Consider the following 18,437-nt stretch of genomic DNA (forward strand, 5'->3'; position numbering starts at 1 on the left):
AAAAGACTCGCTCACGTTGGGCCCGGTCAGCAAAGCGCGCTGCCGGACCCGCGAGGTGTCAGCGGCGTTCAATCTGGCCGGTTTCGTCCGAGATCACGATTTCGACACGGCGGTTTTGCTGTCGCCCGGCGCTGGTGTCGTTACTGGCCACCGGATAGGCCTCGCCATAGCCTTCGAACTCGACACGGCTGCTGGAGACGCCGTGGCTAAGTAGTTCGTCGTAGACTGCCATGGCGCGGCGCTCAGACAATCGCCGGTTGTAGGATTCCTCGCCGGTGCTGTCGGTGTAACCTTCAATCCGAACACGTCGGTCGTCGTACTCCAACATGAATTCTGCCAGTCGGGCTACGGTTCGCTGTCCGGAGGCCTTCAGGTCGGCTTTGTTAAGGTCAAACAGCACATCACCCAGTGTCAGCACCATGCCGCGCTCGGTCTTTTCCGCTTGAAGCGCTGCCATCTGTGCACGGAGGGCCTCAGCTTCGTTGGTCTTCATCTGCAACATGATTTTCTGGCGCCGCTCTTCGGCGGAGCTAATCTCGTCTTCCAGTGAGGCGCGGAGTCCCTGTTGCTGAGCAATTTCGGCGTGTCGACCGGCAAGGTAGGCGGCGTGCTCAACGGCAGTGAGGTCGGCGTCTTCTTCCAGCAGCGATTCTGCCCGGTCAAGCTCGCGTTTGGCGGCGCGCAGTTGACTGGCGCCACTGCGGGCAACATCCGGGTCCTGTTCAATGTTCAGGTACAGGGTGCGAGCCTGGTCGACCTTGGCATTGTAGGGTGGGGCACTGGCACAGCCGGTGATCAGAGTCAGCAGCCCGACAGCAATGCAGGTGGCAAAAGTGCGAGTCATCATCTCAATCTCCTGGTCCGGGCCTACGATTCGTTGGTGTTGAGTTGATCCTGCAACTCATCGATAGAGCGGTTGATCTCTGCGACAGCGCGCCGGGCTTTCTCGGTTTCTGAACGAGCGGCGGCCAGTTGGGCGTCTACAGCTGCTTGCTCCAACATTCGTTCTGCTTTCCGGTATTCCTCCCGATCCATTAATTCACGGGCGTCCGCTACTTTATTCTGGGCCTGGTTCAGCATAACCGGCTCGAACTTACGTGCATCCGCCGACTCCGCCTGCCGGACCGATGACTCGGCAGCCTGTAACTCGCTGTCCGGTTTTGGTCCTGGGCCAGCACAGGCAACCAAAAAAGTGGACATCGTCACGAGCATCCAGGGCCGTGCTAAATGATTTATTGGTTTCATGGGTGCGCTCCCCTGTTGACAGCGGTATCCGTCGAAGGACGGTGTGAACTAGATTGTCAAAAAATGTGAATTACGCCTCTGAAACTATAGCAGCGAATCCGAAACTTGCTTTGGTAGCTCCACTGCGTGATTCACGTGAATGGGCCCTGCTTGAATCATCTGTTTCCGGCCCAATACTTGTAGATCATCGGTGTGTTTTGATCGATTGGTCCTGTTCGCCTTAAGCGGCGTATCACTTACAGGAAATCCAAAGGGCGACCATTTAACGTTGTCCATGTGCCCGTTAGGAGAGCATTTCACTATGAGTGACCCGACCTACACCCCTCCCAAGGTCTGGAAATGGGAGTCCGAGAGTGGCGGCACCTTTGCCAAAATCAATCGGCCGATTGCCGGGCCCACCCATGACCAGGAGCTGCCCGTAGGCGAGCATCCGTTACAGCTGTATTCACTGGCAACGCCAAACGGAGTCAAAGTCACCGTCATGCTCGAAGAACTGCTGGAGCAGGGCATAAAGGGCGCGGAATACGACGCTTATCCGATTAAAATTGGCGACGGCGACCAGTTTGGCAGCGGCTTTGTTGAGGTGAATCCGAACTCCAAGATTCCAGCGCTGGTGGATCGCAGTGCCGATCCGGCCATTCGCGTGTTTGAATCCGGCAACATCCTGCTGTACTTGGCAGAGAAGTTTGGTGCCTTCCTGCCCAAGGATATCGCCAAGCGCACGGAAACCCTGAATTGGCTGTTCTGGCAAATGGGCAGCGCGCCCATGCTGGGTGGCGGCTTTGGCCACTTCTACGCCTACGCGCCGGAAAAATACGAGTACCCGATTAACCGCTACACCATGGAGGTGAAGCGCCAGTTGGATGTGCTGGATCGTCAGTTGGCGAATAACCGTTACATTGCGGGCGACGAGTACACCATCGCTGATATGGCGATCTGGCCCTGGTACGGCGCCCTGGTGGCCAACAAGGTTTATGACGCGGCCGAGTTCCTTGAGGCTCACACCTACACCAACGTGGTGCGCTGGATGGAGGAGATTGCCCATCGTCCGGCGGTACGGCGTGGGCGGATGGTTAACCGCACGTGGGGTGAGCCGGAAGAGCAGCTGCACGAACGGCACGATGCCAGTGATTTCGAAGAGAAAACGCAGGATAAGCTGGCGGCCATTCTGGGCCATTCCTGATCAGGATAGCCATGACCCTGGGCGGCCGACTGGTTGCTCAGGCGATTTTTCGATCGTCTTCCCGTTTAAGAATTTCATCGATCTCTTCCGCTGACAGGGTCTCCTGTTTCAGCACGGCTTTGGCCAAGGCTTCAAGCTGCGCCCGGTGCTCGGTCAGGAAATCGAGCGTGGCCTTTTCTAACGCCATCAGCTGAGCCTGAATTTCCGCATCAATCAGCTCGGCGGTTTTCTCGCTGAATTCCCGTGGCAGGCCCATCTCGCGGCCGAGAAATACGTGCTCTTCGCCAATGCTCAGGCCAAGCGGCCCTATTTTTTCACTCATACCCCACTGACCGATCATTTTTCGGATCAGCGTGGTGGCTTCTTTCAGGTCGTTCTGGGCGCCGGTGCTTACCTCGCCATAAATCAGTTTTTCGGCGGAGCGGCCACCCAGCATCACTTTGATCCGATCCTTCAGGTAGCTCTCGGTGTAACTGTACTGATCGTCCCGCGGGGTTTGCTCGGTGACACCCATGGCCATGCCGTGGGGGATGATGGTGAGTCTGGTGAGCGGGTCAGCCTTGGGTAGGTAGTAGGCCATGATGGCGTGGCCACACTCGTGGTAGGCCACAGCCTCACGTTCTTCAGGCGAGAGGTGGGCGTCGCGTTCTTCACCGAGGATGATCCGGTCTCGGGCCAGCTCAAAGCAGTGGGCGGTGACTTCGTGCAGATTTTCCCGGGCTGCGGTCAGGGCGGCCTCGTTGACCAGGTTTTTCAGGTCTGCGCCGGAGAATCCAATGGTGCGCGCCGCTACCTGCTCCAGGTCAACATCCTCGGCCAGGGGCACCTTGCGTACGTGTACTTTCAGAATGGCGGCACGGGCTTCCTTGTGGGGACGGTCCAGGGTGATCTTGCGGTCGAATCGCCCGGGGCGGAGCAGGGCGCTATCCAGTACATCGGGCCGGTTGGTGGCGGCCAAAACAAGGATGTTCTCGTGGGGTTCGAAGCCGTCCATCTCCGTGAGGATCTGGTTTAGCGTCTGTTCTCGTTCGTCGTGGCCGCCGCCCAGTCCGGTGCCCCGGGACCGGCCAATGGCATCCAGTTCGTCAATGAAAATCAGCGCCGGCGCGGCCTTGCGGGCGTTCAGGAACATGTCTCTTACCCGGGCGGCGCCAACACCCACAAACATTTCGATGAATTCCGAGGCACTGATGCTGAAGAAGGGCACCTCTGCCTCGCCGGCAATGGCGCGCGCCAAAAGCGTTTTGCCGGTGCCCGGTGGCCCCACCAAAAGCACACCCTTGGGCATATCGGCACCCAGGGCCTGGTATTTTTCGGGGGACTTGAGGAAATCGATGATCTCCGCGATCTCGCGTTTCGCCGATTCGATTCCGGCGACATCATCCAGCGTGGTTGTGGAGGTTTCCCGCCGGGCCAGGCGGGCTTTCGACTTACCGTAGTCGAACGGGCCGCCGCCCTGGGTGATTCGTTTCTGGGCCACGCCCCAGAACCAGAACATTAGAGCCAGCAGAAGGATCCAGGGCAGGAAACCGCGAATTAATTCCTGCCACCAGGGCAGCCCGGAGGGGGCTGCCGAGATGGTGACGTCGGATTCTTCAAGTAAGTTGAGTAATGCCGGGTCCTCCATCGGTGGGCGAATGGTCTGGAATCCGGCATCGGCGTCGGAGAACTGGCCGGTGATACGCTCGTCTTTAAGGGTAACGGCGGCCACCTGGCCATTGATAACCGCAGTCTTGAACTCGGAGTAAGCCAGTACCTGCAGCTTTGGCTGCCCGCTGTCCTGGAGCCAGAGCACCATCAGGAAGATGGCGGCACTGAGCCACAGGAAGGAATACTGGTTCGGAATCGCCGGCTGTGGTGAATCCGACGGTTTCCGATCGCCCGGTTCATTGGGAGCGGTCATCTCGGTCTCCGGTCACCCTCCATGATCTTGGCCACGAACACGGATTTGCCGTAGGTTTCGAATGACCACTTCATGGTGTCCGAGAGCACCTTCATGACTTCGTCGTACTCTCCGAAGATCTCCGTGCTCATGCGGCCCGGGTAGACCTCCAGCCCGGTTTGTTCCAGGCGGGCAATCAGGTCCCGGATCGGTTGTTTGTAGTCTTCCTTGAGCGGGTAGCAGCTCAATTGCACAGACAGATACATTATCGCCTCCTGGTTTTGATGAATCGGGTGCGGCGGCGGTATCAGTAACCCTGAGCCGAGGACGTACTCCGCCGCGGATCAGCACCCCCGTAAAGTGTTTCGTCCTCTCCCACCATAATACTCTGAATGGCGCCCATCGCCGAATTGGTAACCACGGTATGGCCACGACTTTCCAGCAATTTAACGGTGTCGCCGCTGATGCCCTGCTCAATACGCAGCTCATCCGGCAACCACTGATGATGGACCCGGGGCGCGCTGACGGCGGTCTGGATGTTCATGTCGTGGTCGATCACATTGAGGATCACCTGCAGGGTGGTGGTGATAATGCGGGAACCACCCGGGCTGCCGGTGACCAGGAAATTCTTGCCCTGTTTTTTCACAATGGTGGGCGACATGGAGCTGAGCATGCGCTTGCCGGGCTCCACTTTGTTTGCCTCGCCGCCAATCAGGCCGTAGGCGTTGGGTACACCGGGCTTGGCACTGAAATCGTCCATTTCATTGTTAAGCAGGAAGCCGGCACCTTCCACGGTGATGCCAGAGCCGTAACTGAAATTGATGGTGTAGGTGTTGGAGACGGCATTGCCCCATTTGTCGACCACCGAGAAGTGGGTGGTTTCCGGGCTTTCATAGGCGGCGGGCTCGCCCGGTCCGATCTCGCTCGCTGGTCGCGCCCGCTCAGGAGTGATGTCTTCTCTGAGCGCCTCAGCGTAGGATTTGCTCGTCAGGCCGGCCAGCGGCACATCCACGTAATCAGTATCGCCCAGGTACTGGGAGCGGTCGGCGTACGCCAGTTTCATGGCCTCGGCCATCCAGTGAATGGTATCGGCGGTGTTGTGGCCAGAATCCCGGAGCGGATAGCCCTCGAGGATGTTCAGTATCTGCACGATGTGGGTGCCGCCGGAGGAGGGCGGTGACATGGAGTAAACATCGTAGCCGTGATAGGTGCCGTGTACAGGCGTGCGAACCACCGGCTCGTATGTGCTCAGATCCGACTCGGTAATCAGGCCACCATGGCGCTCCATTTCGGCAACGATCAGTTCAGCGGTTTCGCCCTCGTAAAAACCGTCTACACCCTGGTCCGCAATGCGCTGAAGCGTGTCTGCCAGGGCCGGTTGCCGGAAGGTGTCGCCGGGTTGGTAGGCGCTGCCATCGGCTTTATAGAAGGTCGATAGTGTCGCCGGCCAGCGTTCGAGGCGGGGGCGGGCCTGTTCCAGGCCATCGGTGAAGCGCTGCGGTACGGTGAATCCGTCCCGGGCCAGTTTGATGGCCGGTGCCAGGGCCTGTTTCAGGGATAGAGTGCCGTGGCGCTCCAGGGCCATGGCCAACCCGGCAACAGTGCCCGGGACACCCGCTGCGAGGTGGGTAAACCGGCTCCGGTTCTTGACCACTTCGCCGTTTTCATCCTGGAACATGGTTTCCGAGGCTGCTGCCGGGGCCTTCTCCCGGTAATCGATGGCTTCCGGCGCGCTGTTATCGCCTTTGGCAATGAGCATGAAACCGCCGCCGCCAATGTTGCCGGACCGTGGCTGGGTTACGGCCAGGGCAAAACCGGCTGTAACTGCGGCATCGATGGCATTGCCGCCGTCTTTTAAGACCTGCAGGGCGACGTCCGTTGCGAGGGTGTGGCTGGTAGCGACCATTCCCTGGGTGGCAACTGCGGGGTGGAAGCGTTCGCCTTCCAGAATTGCCTGTCCGGAGGCCGGGCCTGCGGTGATTGCTGTCAAGGTCAGGGTCAGGGTAATGGCGCTGAGACTCTCTGACCGCCTCTTGAGGCGGGTTCCTTTGATTTGCCGCTGTGGGGCCTTGTCCATGATTCTGTTCCTCGTTTCTGGCGTTCAGATAGGCTATGATAGCCGGTCATTTTCATCGGTGCGTAACGTCAATCTGTCGATCGTTCCGCCAGTGGTTCCCCGGCGCATCTGCTTTCCCGGATTTCAGTTAAGGAAAGGCTTTCCATGGAGCATACCTATCGTCTTGTGATTTCCTGCCCGGATCGGGTCGGAATTGTCGCCAAGGTGAGTAATTTTCTGTCAACGTACAACGGCTGGATTACCGAGGCGAGCCATCACTCGGACACTCAAAGCGGCCGGTTCTTCATGCGGCATGAAATCAAGGCCAGCTCGATCCCCTTTGGTCTTGACCAGTTCCGGGCGGCGTTTGAGCCGATTGCCCGAGAGTTCGATATGGATTGGCATATTGCCGATTCGGCCCAGCCCAAGAAGGTCATTCTGATGTGCAGCAAGGAGTCACACTGCGTGGCGGACCTGCTGCACCGCTGGCACAGCAAGGAACTGAACGCCGAGATCGCCGCGGTGATTTCCAACCACGACGACCTTCGCCGCATGGTGGAGTGGCACGAGATTCCCTATCACCATGTCCCGGTGAGCAAGGACAACAAGGTCGAGGCCTTCGCCCACATCGAAGAGTTGTTCCAGCAGTACGATGTTGATGTGGTTGTGCTGGCCCGCTACATGCAGATTTTGCCTGCCGAGTTGTGCCGCAAGTACTCAGGCAAGGTGATCAATATCCACCACAGCTTCCTGCCGTCGTTTGCCGGTGCGCGTCCTTACCACCAGGCCTACAGCCGGGGTGTGAAGCTGATTGGTGCGACGTGCCATTACGTCACCGAGGATCTGGACGAAGGTCCGATCATCGAACAGGACGTTATTCGCATAACACACCGCGACTCCATCGACGACATGGTGCGCCTGGGTAAGGATGTGGAAAAGAACGTGTTGGCCCGAGGTCTTCGCTCCCACATCGAAGACCAGGTGATTACCTATGAAAACAAGACGGTGGTGTTTGATTAAGCCTGTCTCACAGTTGCCCCGGTAACGGTGTGATTGTGGTAGACTCGGCGGCTTATTACAGAATAACTAGGGGGCCGTATAACGGCTCCGACACGACTTCCAGATAACGCAAAGGAACCTTTCTCGATGGGTGAGTTAGCCAAAGAGATCCTGCCGGTAAATATAGAAGACGAGTTAAAACAGTCCTACCTTGATTACGCCATGAGCGTCATCGTCGGCCGTGCGCTGCCGGATGTGCGGGACGGCCTCAAGCCGGTGCATCGCCGCGTTCTGTTCGCCATGTCCGAACTGAACAATGACTGGAACAAGGCTTATAAGAAGTCGGCCCGTGTGGTCGGTGACGTTATCGGTAAATACCACCCGCACGGTGACTCCGCGGTCTACGACACCATCGTTCGTATGGCACAGCCGTTCTCCCTACGTTACCCGCTGGTTGATGGCCAGGGTAACTTCGGTTCGATCGATGGCGATAACGCGGCTGCGATGCGTTACACCGAAATCCGTATGGAAAAGATCGCCCATTCCCTGCTGGCGGATTTGGACAAGGAAACCGTCGATTTCGTCGACAACTATGACGGCACCGAGCGGATTCCTGACGTCCTGCCCACCCGCGTCCCGAACCTGCTGGTCAACGGCTCCTCAGGTATCGCCGTTGGTATGGCCACCAATATCCCGCCCCACAACCTGACGGAAGTGGTGAATGGGTGTCTGGAACTGATCAACAATCCGGACCTCACCATTGATGAGTTGATGGAGTTTATCCCCGGACCGGATTTCCCGACTCAGGGCATCATTAATGGTCGGGCGGGTATCGTTGAGGCTTATCGTACAGGCCGTGGCCGGATCTACATTCGTGCCCGTCACGAAATCGAGCACGACAAGAAAACCAACCGCGACGCCATCATCATTACCGAGCTGCCGTACCAGTTGAACAAGGCCCGGCTGATCGAGAAGATTGCGGAGCTGGTAAAAGAGAAGCGCCTGGAAGGTATTTCCGAGCTGCGGGACGAGTCCAACAAGGAAGGTATCCGGGTTGTGATCGAGCTGCGCCGGGGTGAAAACCCGGACGTGATCATCAACAACCTGTTTTCCCAGACCCAGCTGGAAACGGTCTTCGGCATCAACATGGTTGCCCTGATTAACGGCGAGCCCAAGACCCTGAATCTGAAGCAGATGCTGGATGCGTTCATCCGTCATCGCCGGGAAGTAGTTACGCGCCGGACCATCTTCGAACTGCGTAAGGCCCGTGAGCGTGGTCATATCCTTGAGGGTCTGACTGTTGCGCTGGCCAATATCGACGAAATCATCGAGCTGATCAAGGCCTCGCCGTCCGCGGCTGAAGCCAAGGAAAAGCTGATGGGCAAGGGCTGGTCGCCCGGCGATGTTCTGGCCATGCTGGAACGCGCGGGTGAAGACGCCTGTCGCCCCGACGATTTGCCGGAAATCTTTGGCCTCCGCGAAGGCTTGTATCACCTGTCTCCGGAACAGGCCCAGGCGATCCTGGACCTGCGTCTGCACCGCCTGACCGGTCTTGAGACCGAGAAGCTGCAGAATGAGTACAAGGAAATCCTGGAGAAGATTGCCGATCTGCTCGACATTCTGGGCGATCCGGAGCGTCTGATGCAGGTGATCCGTGATGAGTTGCAGGAAATCGTTAACGACTACGGCGATGAGCGCCTGACTGAGATCACCAGCTCCCGTCGTGACCTGACCATTGCCGATCTGATCGACGAAGAAGACCTGGTGGTAACCATCTCCCACAGCGGTTATGCCAAGACCCAGGCAGTTGAAGACTACCAGGCCCAGCGTCGCGGTGGTCGAGGCAAGGCGGCAACGTCCATGAAGGACGAGGACTTTGTCGAGAAGCTGCTGGTCGCCAACTCCCACGACACCATTCTGTGCTTCTCCAACCGGGGCAAGGTTTACTGGTTGCGGGTATTTGAGATTCCGCGCGCCAGTCGTGCTCACCGTGGTCGTCCGATGGTGAATATCCTGCCTCTGGATGAAGGTGAGCGTATTACCACCTTCCTGCCGGTACGGGATTATCCGGAAGACCAGTTTGTGCTGATGGCGACCTATGCCGGTGTGGTCAAGAAGACCCCGCTGCCGAACTTCTCCCGTCCGCGCAGCAGCGGCCTGATTGCGCTGTCGCTGGACGAAGGCGATACCCTGATTGGCGCAGCCATCACCAAGGGCGACGCTGAAGTGATGTTGTTCTCCACCGCCGGTAAAGCGGTGCGCTTCAACGAAGAAGCTGTTCGCCCGATGAGCCGGACTGCCCGTGGTGTGCGCGGCATCAAGATGCCGCAAGGGCACCATGTAGTCTCCCTGATCATTCCTCAGGAAGATGGCGTGATCCTCACCGCCAGTGAAAACGGCTACGGCAAGCGCACAGCCATTGATGAATTCCCGACTTACGGCCGAGGCAGCCAGGGCGTTATCGCCATGCAGTGCTCCGAGCGTAACGGTAATCTGGTAACAGCCCTGCAGCTGTTCGACGGCGATGAGATGATGCTGATCTCCGACAAGGGCACGCTGGTGCGGACCCGCACGGATGAAGTTTCTGTGCTGAGCCGGAACACCCAGGGTGTGCGTCTGATCAAGCTGAGTCAGGAAGACGAGCGCCTGGTAGGCGTGGAGCGGATTGCCGAAGCCGATGATGCTGGCCTTGATGGTGAAGAGCTTGACGGTGAGGCACCTGAAGGCGAAGCGCTTGAAGGTACAGAGTCCAATGGTGACGCCGGTGATGCAGCGGGTGAAAGCAGCTCCGAGGAAGGTGCCGGCGAAGACTAAGCCGGCACTGCCAACAGACCGAATCAGTATGACTTGAGAGATCACGGAACATGAGTAGGGCGTATAACTTTTGTGCAGGCCCGGCAACCTTGCCGGAAGCGGTGCTGCAGCAGGCGCGCGAGGAAATGCTGGACTGGCGCGGTACTGGTATGTCCGTGATGGAGATGAGCCATCGCAGCGACGAGTTTGTGCAGATTGCTGAAACTGCCGAGCGAGATCTTCGTGAATTAGCCGGTATATCAGATGATTACGCCGTACTCTTCATGCAGGGTGGAGCATCCAGTCAGTTCGCAACCATCCCCCTCAACCTCCTCGGAGAGGGTGGGTCTGCGGATTACGTGAACACCGGAATCTGGTCGAAAAAGGCGATCGCCGAGGCCAAGCGGTACGGCAACATCAATGTGGTGGCCAGTGCTGAGGATTCCGGGTTCAGCTCGATTCCGGATGTTTCAGCTTGGCAGACCAGCGCTGATGCTTCGTATCTGCACTACACCCCGAATGAAACCATTGGCGGCCTGGAATTCGACTCCATTCCCGACAGCGGTTCTGTGCCGCTGGTAGCGGACATGTCCTCAACCATGCTGTCCCGGCCAATGGATTTCTCCAAGTTTGGGCTGATTTACGCCGGCGCCCAGAAAAACATCGGGCCGTCTGGTCTGGTGGTTGTGATCATTCGGAAAGACCTTCTGGGTAAAGCCCGTAGGGAAACGCCGACGATGATGAACTACCAGGTCATTGCCGATAACGATTCCATGTACAACACGCCGGCTACCTATTCCTGGTATCTGGCAGGGTTGGTGTTTCAGTGGATGAAAGCTCAGGGTGGGGTAGAGGCCATGGGGGCGATCAATGCTCGCAAAGCCAAAAAACTCTACGGTTTCATCGACACCAACGATTTTTACGCCAATCCGATCGATCCGCGTTTCAGGTCTTGGATGAACGTGCCGTTCACCCTGGCGGACGACGCTCTCAATGCGGACTTCCTTAGGGGCGCTGATGCCCGTGGCTTGCTTAACCTCAAGGGGCACCGCTCCGTGGGTGGCATGCGTGCCAGCATCTACAACGCTATGCCGGAGGCCGGTGTCGATGCGTTGGTGCAGTATATGGCTGAGTTCGCGAAGGAGCGTGGTTAATCATGAGTGACGAGCAGATTCGTCTGGCCGAACTCCGGGACGAGATTGATAGCCTTGATCAGCAGATCATGGATCTGATCAGTGCCCGCGCTCGCTGTGCCCAGGAAGTGGCACACGTAAAGATGGATTCGAACCCGGACCAGGACGTGTTTTTCTACCGTCCGGAGCGGGAAGCCCAGGTGCTACGCCGTATCAAAGAGCAGAACCCGGGGCCTTTGTCCGGCGAGGAAATGGCACGACTGTTCCGCGAAGTCATGTCTGCCTGTCTGGCATTGGAAAAACCGATGCACATTGCCTTCCTGGGGCCGGTGGGAACCTTCACCCAGGCAGCTGCTTTGAAGCACTTCGGACATTCAGTGGTCAGTGTACCGCTGCCGGCCATTGACGCAGTGTTCCGGGAAGTGGAGTCGGGTGCGGCTCATTACGGCGTGGTGCCGGTGGAAAACTCCACCGAAGGCATGATCAACCACACGCTGGATATGTTTATGTCGTCGCCGTTGAAGATTTGCGGCGAAGTCCAGCTTCGAATTCACCACCATTTGCTGGTGTCGCCCAAGCACGAAGATCAGGACATCACCCGCATCTACTCGCATCAACAATCTTTTGCCCAGTGCCGCCAGTGGCTGGATACCCATCGCTACGGTATTGAGCGCATCACTGTGTCCAGCAACGCCGAAGCGGCGCGCCGGGCAGCGGAAGAGCCAGGCGCCGCGGCTATTGCCGGCGACATGGCCGCCGAGCTTTACGGCTTGAAGAAGCTGGCGAGCAGCATTGAGGACCGTCCGGACAACACCACCCGGTTCCTGATTATTGGTCGGGAAGAAGTGCCGGCCAGTGGTCACGACAAGTCTTCCATCCTCGTGTCTATGCGCAACAAGCCAGGCGCGCTGTATCAGCTGCTGGAACCCTTCCATCAGCACGGTATCAGCCTGACTCGCATAGAGACGCGGCCGTCGCCCAGCGGTACCTGGGCCTATGTGTTCTATATCGATTTCGAAGGCCATATGGAAGACGACCAGGTGAGCAAGCTGCTGGCCCAGGTAGACGAGGAAGCCGTTGAGCTGAAGCGTCTGGGTTCCTATCCGATTGGTGTTCTCTAGCATTGCGATGTTAAGGGCAGGAACAAGTTACGGAGTGAGTGATAGCGATGGCAGTTGATTACCAGAGTCTGGCAGTAACCGGGGTTCAGGCGCTGTCTCCCTATCAGCCGGGCAAGCCAATTGACGAGCTGGCCCGAGAGTTGGGCCTGAATCCGGCCGATATTGTGAAGCTGGCCAGCAATGAAAATCCGCTGGGTCCCAGCGACGTCGCCCTGAAGGCGGCCCAGAAGGCGCTGTCAGAGCTGAGTCTGTATCCGGATGGCAACGGGTTCGATCTGAAGCAGGCCTTGGCGAATCGTTTCGGCGTCAATATGGACCAGATCACCCTGGGAAATGGCTCCAACGATGTGTTGGAAGTGATTGCCCGCTGCTTCGCCGATCGAGATGCCGAAGTCATTTTTTCCCAGTACGCGTTTGCGGTTTACCCGCTGGTTACCCAGGCCATTGGCGCCAAAGGGGTCTCGGTACCTGCCCGAGACTGGGGGCATGATCTCGACGCCATGGCGGCGGCCGTTACCGACCGTACCCGCTTGATCTTCGTCGCTAACCCGAATAATCCGACCGGCACCGTACACGGCGCTGCGGCGATAGAAGCCTTTCTGGAAAAAATTCCCGCCAATGTGCTGGTGGTGCTGGACGAAGCCTACTGCGAATATTTGCAGGGTGACGAGTACCCGGATGGGGTGAAGCTGCTGGCACAGTTCCCGAACCTGATTGTCTGCAGAACCTTTTCCAAAGCCTGGGGCCTTGCAGCGCTCAGGGTAGGCTACAGCATCAGCTCAGCAGCCATTGCCGATATTCTCAACCGTGTCCGGCAGCCCTTTAACGTCGATACCGTGGCACTGGCGGCGGCAACTGCCGTGCTGGCCGATGAAAGCTATCTGGAACGTTCCCGTGAGGTGAATAGTGCCGGGCTGCGCCAGCTGGAGCAGGCCTTCGATCGTCTCGGGCTTGAGTACATACCCTCTGCCGCCAACTTCATTGCGGTTGATGTCGGTGATAGAGCGCAGGACATCTATCAGGCCTTGCTCGCCAAGGGCGTTATTGTGCGGCCGGTAGGCGGTTACGGCATGCCTCGCCACCTGCGGGTGTCCGTTGGTCTGACGGAAGAAAATCAGCAATTCATCGAGGCGCTCGAACAGTCTTTGGCATCTGGGTTGTCGTCTGGGTTGTCATCTGAGTTGTCATCAAAGTCGCTGTCTGAGAGGGAAGCCTGAGGTGCCGGATCAGCAAGCTCTGTTCAAGCGTGTTGCGGTCATCGGCTTGGGCCTGATTGGCGGCTCGCTGGCCTGCGCTCTCAGACGTAATGGTCTGGCCGAAGTGGTGGTCGGAGCGGACAAACGTGTCGAAGAGCTGGCACTGGGCGTTGAGCTGGGTGTTATTGACCAGGCAGCCAAGTCTATTGAAGAGGCCGTCACCGGCAGTGATCTGGTGGTTCTGGCTGTTCCGGTGCGGGCTACCCGGGCGGTGCTGGCAGAAATCAAACCCTGGCTGGGTGAGTCGGCAGTACTGACTGATGTCGGTAGCACCAAATCCAGCTTTGTGGCTGATGTTGAAGCGGTGTTCGGCAACTTGTCCCCGCAGGTAATCCCCGGTCATCCGATTGCGGGCTCTGAGAAGAGCGGTATTCGGGCAGCCAATCCCGATCTGTTTGCTCGCCACAAAGTTATTCTGACGCCGGCCGACGACGCCAATCCCGAGGCGCTGGCGAACCTGAAGCGGCTCTGGGAAGGCTGCGACGCCACTGTATTGACGATGTCGGTGGCATATCACGATGAGGTGCTTGCGGCCACCAGTCATCTCCCGCACCTGATCGCCTTTTCGCTAGTGGATACCCTGGCTGGCGAAGACGAGAATATGGACATCTTCCGGTACGCCGCGGGCGGGTTTCGCGACTTCACCCGAATTGCAGCCAGCGATCCGGTGATGTGGCACGACATTTTTCTTTCCAACCGTGACGCGGTGCTGCGTGTGATTGACCATTTCACCCATGATCTGGATCAGTTGCGCGATGCGATTGCCAATCAGGACAGCGCCATGCTGCTCCGGGTTTTCAGTCGAGCCAAGGCGGCGCGGGAACACTTTTCAAAAATGCTTTCAGGGCAGGCTTACGTGACAAAAAACAGTGAGAATCAGGTAACGTTTCGTCTTCAGCCCGGCGGCGCGATCGCCGGTGATATCCGGGTGCCGGGTGATAAATCCATGTCCCACCGGTCGATCATGCTGGGTGCGCTGGCTAACGGCATCACCGAGGTAAAGGGCTTTCTGGAAGGCGAGGATAGCCTGGCTACGCTTCAGGCATTCCGGGATATGGGCGTCACCATTGAGGGGCCGGATGACGGGTTTGTCCGTATTCACGGCGTCGGCGTCAACGGTTTGCAGGCACCGCGGGGCCCGTTGTACCTGGGCAACTCCGGCACTGCCATGCGTCTGTTCGCCGGTTTGCTGGCGGCGCAGCCATTTGATTCCGAGTTGACGGGCGATGCTAGCCTGACCAAGCGCCCCATGGGTCGGGTAGCCGATCCGCTGCGGGCCATGGGTGCAGTGATTGATACCGCCGAGGGTGGGCGTCCGCCGATGAAAATCCGCGGCGGTCAGCACCTGACCGGCATCCATTACGAAATGCCCGTGGCCAGTGCTCAGGTTAAATCCTGCCTGTTGCTGGCCGGTCTCTACGCTGAGGGCAGCACCTCGGTAACAGAGCCTGCGCCAACCCGGGACCACACTGAGCGCATGCTGGCCGGATTCGGCTATCACGTGCATCGCGATGGTGCCACAGCCAGCGTCAGCGGCGGCGGGGAACTCGTTGCCAACGATATTGATGTGCCTGCAGATATTTCTTCCGCTGCGTTTTTCCTGGTGGCTGCCAGCATTGCCCCGGAGTCAGATCTGGTGCTTCGCCACGTCGGCATGAACCCGACCCGTGTTGGTGTTATCAATATCCTGCGCCAGATGGGTGCGAATATCGAAGTGCTCGATGAGCGTGAGATTGGCGGCGAGCCGGTGGCCGACCTTCGGGTTCGTTCTGCGGAGCTTAACGGTATCGACATTCCAGAAGACCAGGTGCCTCTGGCTATCGATGAATTCCCGGTGCTTTTTATTGCTGCCACCTGTGCCAAGGGACGAACCGTGCTGCGTGGTGCCGAAGAGCTGCGCGTGAAGGAGAGTGACCGGATTCAGGTAATGGCCGATGGACTGGCGACTCTGGGTGTCGAGACCACGGTAACACCGGACGGCATTATCATTGATGGCGGACAAACCATTTCCGGTGGTCAGGTCGACAGCGAAGGCGATCACCGCATTGCCATGGCGTTTGCCGTCGCCTCCTTGCGGGCAACAGGTGACATTGAAGTGACTGATTGTGCCAATGTGGCAACATCGTTCCCCGGTTTCGTCGAGTTGGCCCAGAGCACCGGAATCCGCATTGCCGCGGAGGGAGCTGAGTAATGACGGACAACCTGCCGACGGTAATCACGGTCGACGGCCCCGGTGGATCGGGCAAGGGCACGGTCACCCAGATGCTGGCCAAGAAACTGGGCTTTCATCTGCTCGACAGTGGCGCACTCTATCGCTTGACCGCACTGGCGGCTGTGCGTCAGGGTGTGTCCTTAGAAGATGAGGCAACGCTGGTTGGTGTTGCGGCGTCTTTGGATGTGGCATTTGAGCCGACGCCCCCGGGTGAGCCGGCGAAGGTCATTCTGGCCGGAGAGGATGTCACTTCTGAGATTCGCACCGAGACCTGCGGCGATAACGCGTCGCGGGTTGCTGTCATGCAGCCGGTTCGGGATGCACTGTTGCAGCGTCAGCGGGATTTCCGAAAGGCACCGGGTCTGGTCGCCGACGGTCGTGATATGGGCACCGTGGTATTCCCCGATGCTCCGGTCAAGATTTTCCTGACCGCCAGTGCCGAGGAGCGGGCCCGCAGACGATTTAGCCAGTTGAAGGACGCAGGCGTCGATGTTAACATTGATGCCCTTTTAGAAGAGATACGGGTTCGCGATGAGCGGGATATGAACCGTTCAGCAGCCCCTCTCAAGCCTGCGGATGATGCGCAAGTCATTGATTCTACAGGGTTGAGTATTGAAGAGGTGTTAGGCAGGTGTATGGCCGCTGCAGGCCAGGCCTGACTGCACCTTTTCGTCGTTGAAATGCCGGATGTGGCGTTATCGGCCAGCCACTGGCTTCATCCGGACATGACTAACAGACCGTGTTGCTGGTAGCACGGAGTAAACTTGCGTTGATCACATAGGACACATAATGAGCGAGAGCTTTGCGGATCTTTTTGAAGAAAGCCTAAAAGAAATTGACATGCAACCGGGTTCCATCGTCCAGGGAACCGTAGTTGACGTCGACAGCGACTGGGTCACCGTTAACGCCGGACTGAAGTCCGAAGGCGTTATCCCCGCCTCCCAGTTTCTTAACGAAAAAGGCGAGTTGGAAGTTGCGATTGGCGACGTTGTAGATGTCGCTCTCGATGCTGTCGAAGATGGTTTCGGGGAAACCCGTCTGTCTCGCGAGAAAGCCAAGCGTGCAGAAGCCTGGAAGGTACTTGAGAAGTCCTTCGAAGCGGAAGAGGTTGTTAAGGGTATTATCAACGGTAAGGTCAAGGGTGGTTTCACCGTCGATCTGGCCGGTATCCGCGCCTTCCTGCCTGGCTCTCTGGTAGATGTTCGTCCGGTTCGCGACACCGCGCACCTGGAGAACAAAGAGCTCGAGTTCAAGGTTATCAAGCTGGACCAGAAGCGTAACAACGTGGTTGTTTCCCGCCGCGCGGTTCTGGAAGCTGAAAACAGCGCTGAGCGTGAAGCTCTGCTGGAAACCCTGACCGAGGGTATGGAAATTAAAGGTATCGTCAAGAACCTGACCGACTACGGCGCGTTCGTAGATCTGGGCGGTGTTGACGGCCTGCTGCACATCACCGATATGGCCTGGAAGCGTATCAAGCATCCGAGCGAAATCGTGAATGTGGGCGATGAGATCAGCGTTAAGGTTCTGAAGTTCGACCGTGAGCGTAACCGTGTATCCCTCGGCCTGAAGCAGCTGGGTGAAGATCCCTGGGTCGATATCAAGGGCCGTTACCCGGAGAACAGCCGGGTCAAGGCACGTGTTACCAACCTGACCGACTACGGCTGCTTTGCTGAGCTGGAAGAAGGTGTTGAAGGTCTGGTTCACGTATCCGAAATGGATTGGACCAACAAGAACATCCATCCGTCCAAAGTCGTTCAAGTTGGCGACGAAGTGGAAGTAATGATTCTGGACATCGACGAAGAGCGTCGTCGTATCTCCCTGGGTATCAAGCAGTGCGTATCCAACCCGTGGGAAGATTTCTCCAGCAACTTCAACAAGGGCGACCGCATCTCCGGTAAGATCAAGTCTATTACTGACTTCGGTATCTTCATCGGTCTGGACGGCGGCATCGATGGTCTGGTTCACCTGTCTGACATCAGCTGGAACGAGACTGGCGAAGAAGCAGTTCGTGAATACAAGAAGGGTGACGAAGTTGAAACCGTTATCCTGTCTGTTGATCCTGAGCGTGAGCGTATCTCCCTCGGCATCAAGCAGCTTGAAAGCGATCCGTTCGCCGAGTTTGTACAGCTGAACGACAAGGGCTCTATCGTTAAGGGTACCGTCTCTGCTGTAGACGCGAAGGCCGCGACCATCGCTCTGAATGACGAAGTGGAAGCTGTCCTGAAGGCCTCTGAAATCAGCCGTGATCGTGTTGAAGATGCACGCAACGCGCTGAAGGAAGGCGAGGAAGTTGAAGCGAAGATCATCAGCATCGATCGCAAGAACCGCATCATCAACCTGTCTGTGAAGTCCAAAGACGTTGAAGATGACAAGCAAGCGGTCGAAGGCATGCGTGCCAAGACAGCTGAAACTTCTGGTGCGACCACCATCGGTGATCTCATCAAGGAGCAGATGCAGCAGCAAAACGCCAACAAAGACTGATAATCTCGGTTGGTAAGAAAAAAACGGGCTCTAAGAGCCCGTTTTTTTTGTGTTTTTTTTTGGTTTGGCTAAACTA

At 57.7% G+C, this 18,437-nt stretch carries 14 protein-coding genes; 9 read left to right on the forward strand and 5 right to left on the reverse strand.

Features of this window, described 5'->3' with window-relative positions:
* Positions 1–58: 58 nt before the first annotated feature.
* Both QUE89_RS07210 and QUE89_RS07215 read right to left on the reverse strand, forming a co-directional pair.
* Positions 59–847, reverse strand: a complete 789-nt coding sequence (locus tag QUE89_RS07210) for an OmpA family protein (protein WP_286222524.1) — start codon at positions 845–847, stop codon at positions 59–61.
* 20 nt (positions 848–867) lie between these two features.
* On the reverse strand, positions 868–1,200 hold the full coding sequence (locus tag QUE89_RS07215; protein WP_286222525.1) for a DUF4398 domain-containing protein: 333 nt from the start codon (positions 1,198–1,200) through the stop codon (positions 868–870).
* Between the two features lie 346 nt (positions 1,201–1,546).
* Between QUE89_RS07215 and yghU the strand changes: the two genes are divergently transcribed.
* On the forward strand, positions 1,547–2,428 hold the full coding sequence (gene yghU, locus QUE89_RS07220) for a glutathione-dependent disulfide-bond oxidoreductase (RefSeq protein WP_286222526.1): 882 nt from the start codon (positions 1,547–1,549) through the stop codon (positions 2,426–2,428).
* Positions 2,429–2,465: 37 nt separating this feature from the next.
* Here the strand turns inward: yghU and ftsH are convergent, their stop codons facing one another.
* Genes ftsH through ggt form a run of 3 tightly spaced genes read right to left on the reverse strand, consistent with a single transcriptional unit; the run spans position 2,466 to position 6,387 of the window.
* The gene (gene ftsH, locus QUE89_RS07225; protein WP_286222527.1) at positions 2,466–4,331 is read right to left on the reverse strand and encodes an ATP-dependent zinc metalloprotease FtsH; all 1,866 of its coding nucleotides are present in this window, start codon (positions 4,329–4,331) and stop codon (positions 2,466–2,468) included.
* Complete coding sequence (locus QUE89_RS07230) at positions 4,328–4,576, reverse strand: YkoF family thiamine/hydroxymethylpyrimidine-binding protein (RefSeq protein WP_286222528.1); 249 nt, start codon at positions 4,574–4,576, stop codon at positions 4,328–4,330. Before QUE89_RS07230 ends, ftsH begins: the two co-directional genes overlap by 4 nt.
* Before the next feature lie 41 nt (positions 4,577–4,617).
* Positions 4,618–6,387, reverse strand: coding sequence for a gamma-glutamyltransferase (gene ggt / locus QUE89_RS07235; protein WP_286222529.1), 1,770 nt, complete (start codon positions 6,385–6,387; stop codon positions 4,618–4,620).
* 144 nt (positions 6,388–6,531) lie between these two features.
* On the opposite strand from ggt, the gene purU reads away from it, so the two are divergent.
* The 8 genes from purU (at position 6,532) to rpsA (ending at position 18,361) form a co-directional block, all read left to right on the forward strand.
* Positions 6,532–7,386, forward strand: a complete 855-nt coding sequence (gene purU, locus QUE89_RS07240; RefSeq protein WP_286222530.1) for a formyltetrahydrofolate deformylase — start codon at positions 6,532–6,534, stop codon at positions 7,384–7,386.
* A 126-nt stretch (positions 7,387–7,512) separates the two neighbouring features.
* The gene (gene gyrA, locus QUE89_RS07245; RefSeq protein ID WP_286222531.1) at positions 7,513–10,179 is read left to right on the forward strand and encodes a DNA gyrase subunit A; all 2,667 of its coding nucleotides are present in this window, start codon (positions 7,513–7,515) and stop codon (positions 10,177–10,179) included.
* A gap of 50 nt (positions 10,180–10,229) precedes the next feature.
* A complete protein-coding gene (gene serC / locus QUE89_RS07250; RefSeq protein WP_286222532.1) occupies positions 10,230–11,312 on the forward strand; it encodes a 3-phosphoserine/phosphohydroxythreonine transaminase in 1,083 nt (360 codons plus the stop codon).
* A 2-nt stretch (positions 11,313–11,314) separates the two neighbouring features.
* Positions 11,315–12,412 carry a prephenate dehydratase gene (gene pheA, locus QUE89_RS07255; RefSeq protein ID WP_286222533.1) on the forward strand — a complete coding sequence of 366 codons (1,098 nt, stop codon included), beginning with the start codon at positions 11,315–11,317 and terminating at the stop codon, positions 12,410–12,412.
* A 47-nt stretch (positions 12,413–12,459) separates the two neighbouring features.
* Positions 12,460–13,629 carry a histidinol-phosphate transaminase gene (hisC, locus tag QUE89_RS07260; protein ID WP_286222534.1) on the forward strand — a complete coding sequence of 390 codons (1,170 nt, stop codon included), beginning with the start codon at positions 12,460–12,462 and terminating at the stop codon, positions 13,627–13,629.
* A 1-nt stretch (position 13,630) separates the two neighbouring features.
* Complete coding sequence (locus QUE89_RS07265; RefSeq protein WP_286222535.1) at positions 13,631–15,859, forward strand: bifunctional prephenate dehydrogenase/3-phosphoshikimate 1-carboxyvinyltransferase; 2,229 nt, start codon at positions 13,631–13,633, stop codon at positions 15,857–15,859.
* Positions 15,859–16,539, forward strand: coding sequence for a (d)CMP kinase (gene cmk / locus QUE89_RS07270; protein ID WP_286222536.1), 681 nt, complete (start codon positions 15,859–15,861; stop codon positions 16,537–16,539). Before QUE89_RS07265 ends, cmk begins: the two co-directional genes overlap by 1 nt.
* A 130-nt stretch (positions 16,540–16,669) precedes the next feature.
* Entirely contained in the window at positions 16,670–18,361 is a 1,692-nt protein-coding gene (gene rpsA / locus QUE89_RS07275; protein ID WP_041338919.1) for a 30S ribosomal protein S1, read from the forward strand.
* Positions 18,362–18,437: the final 76 nt, after the last annotated feature.

The organism is Marinobacter sp. LA51, from assembly GCF_030297175.1.
GTDB classification, from domain to species: Bacteria; Pseudomonadota; Gammaproteobacteria; order Pseudomonadales; family Oleiphilaceae; genus Marinobacter; species Marinobacter apostichopi.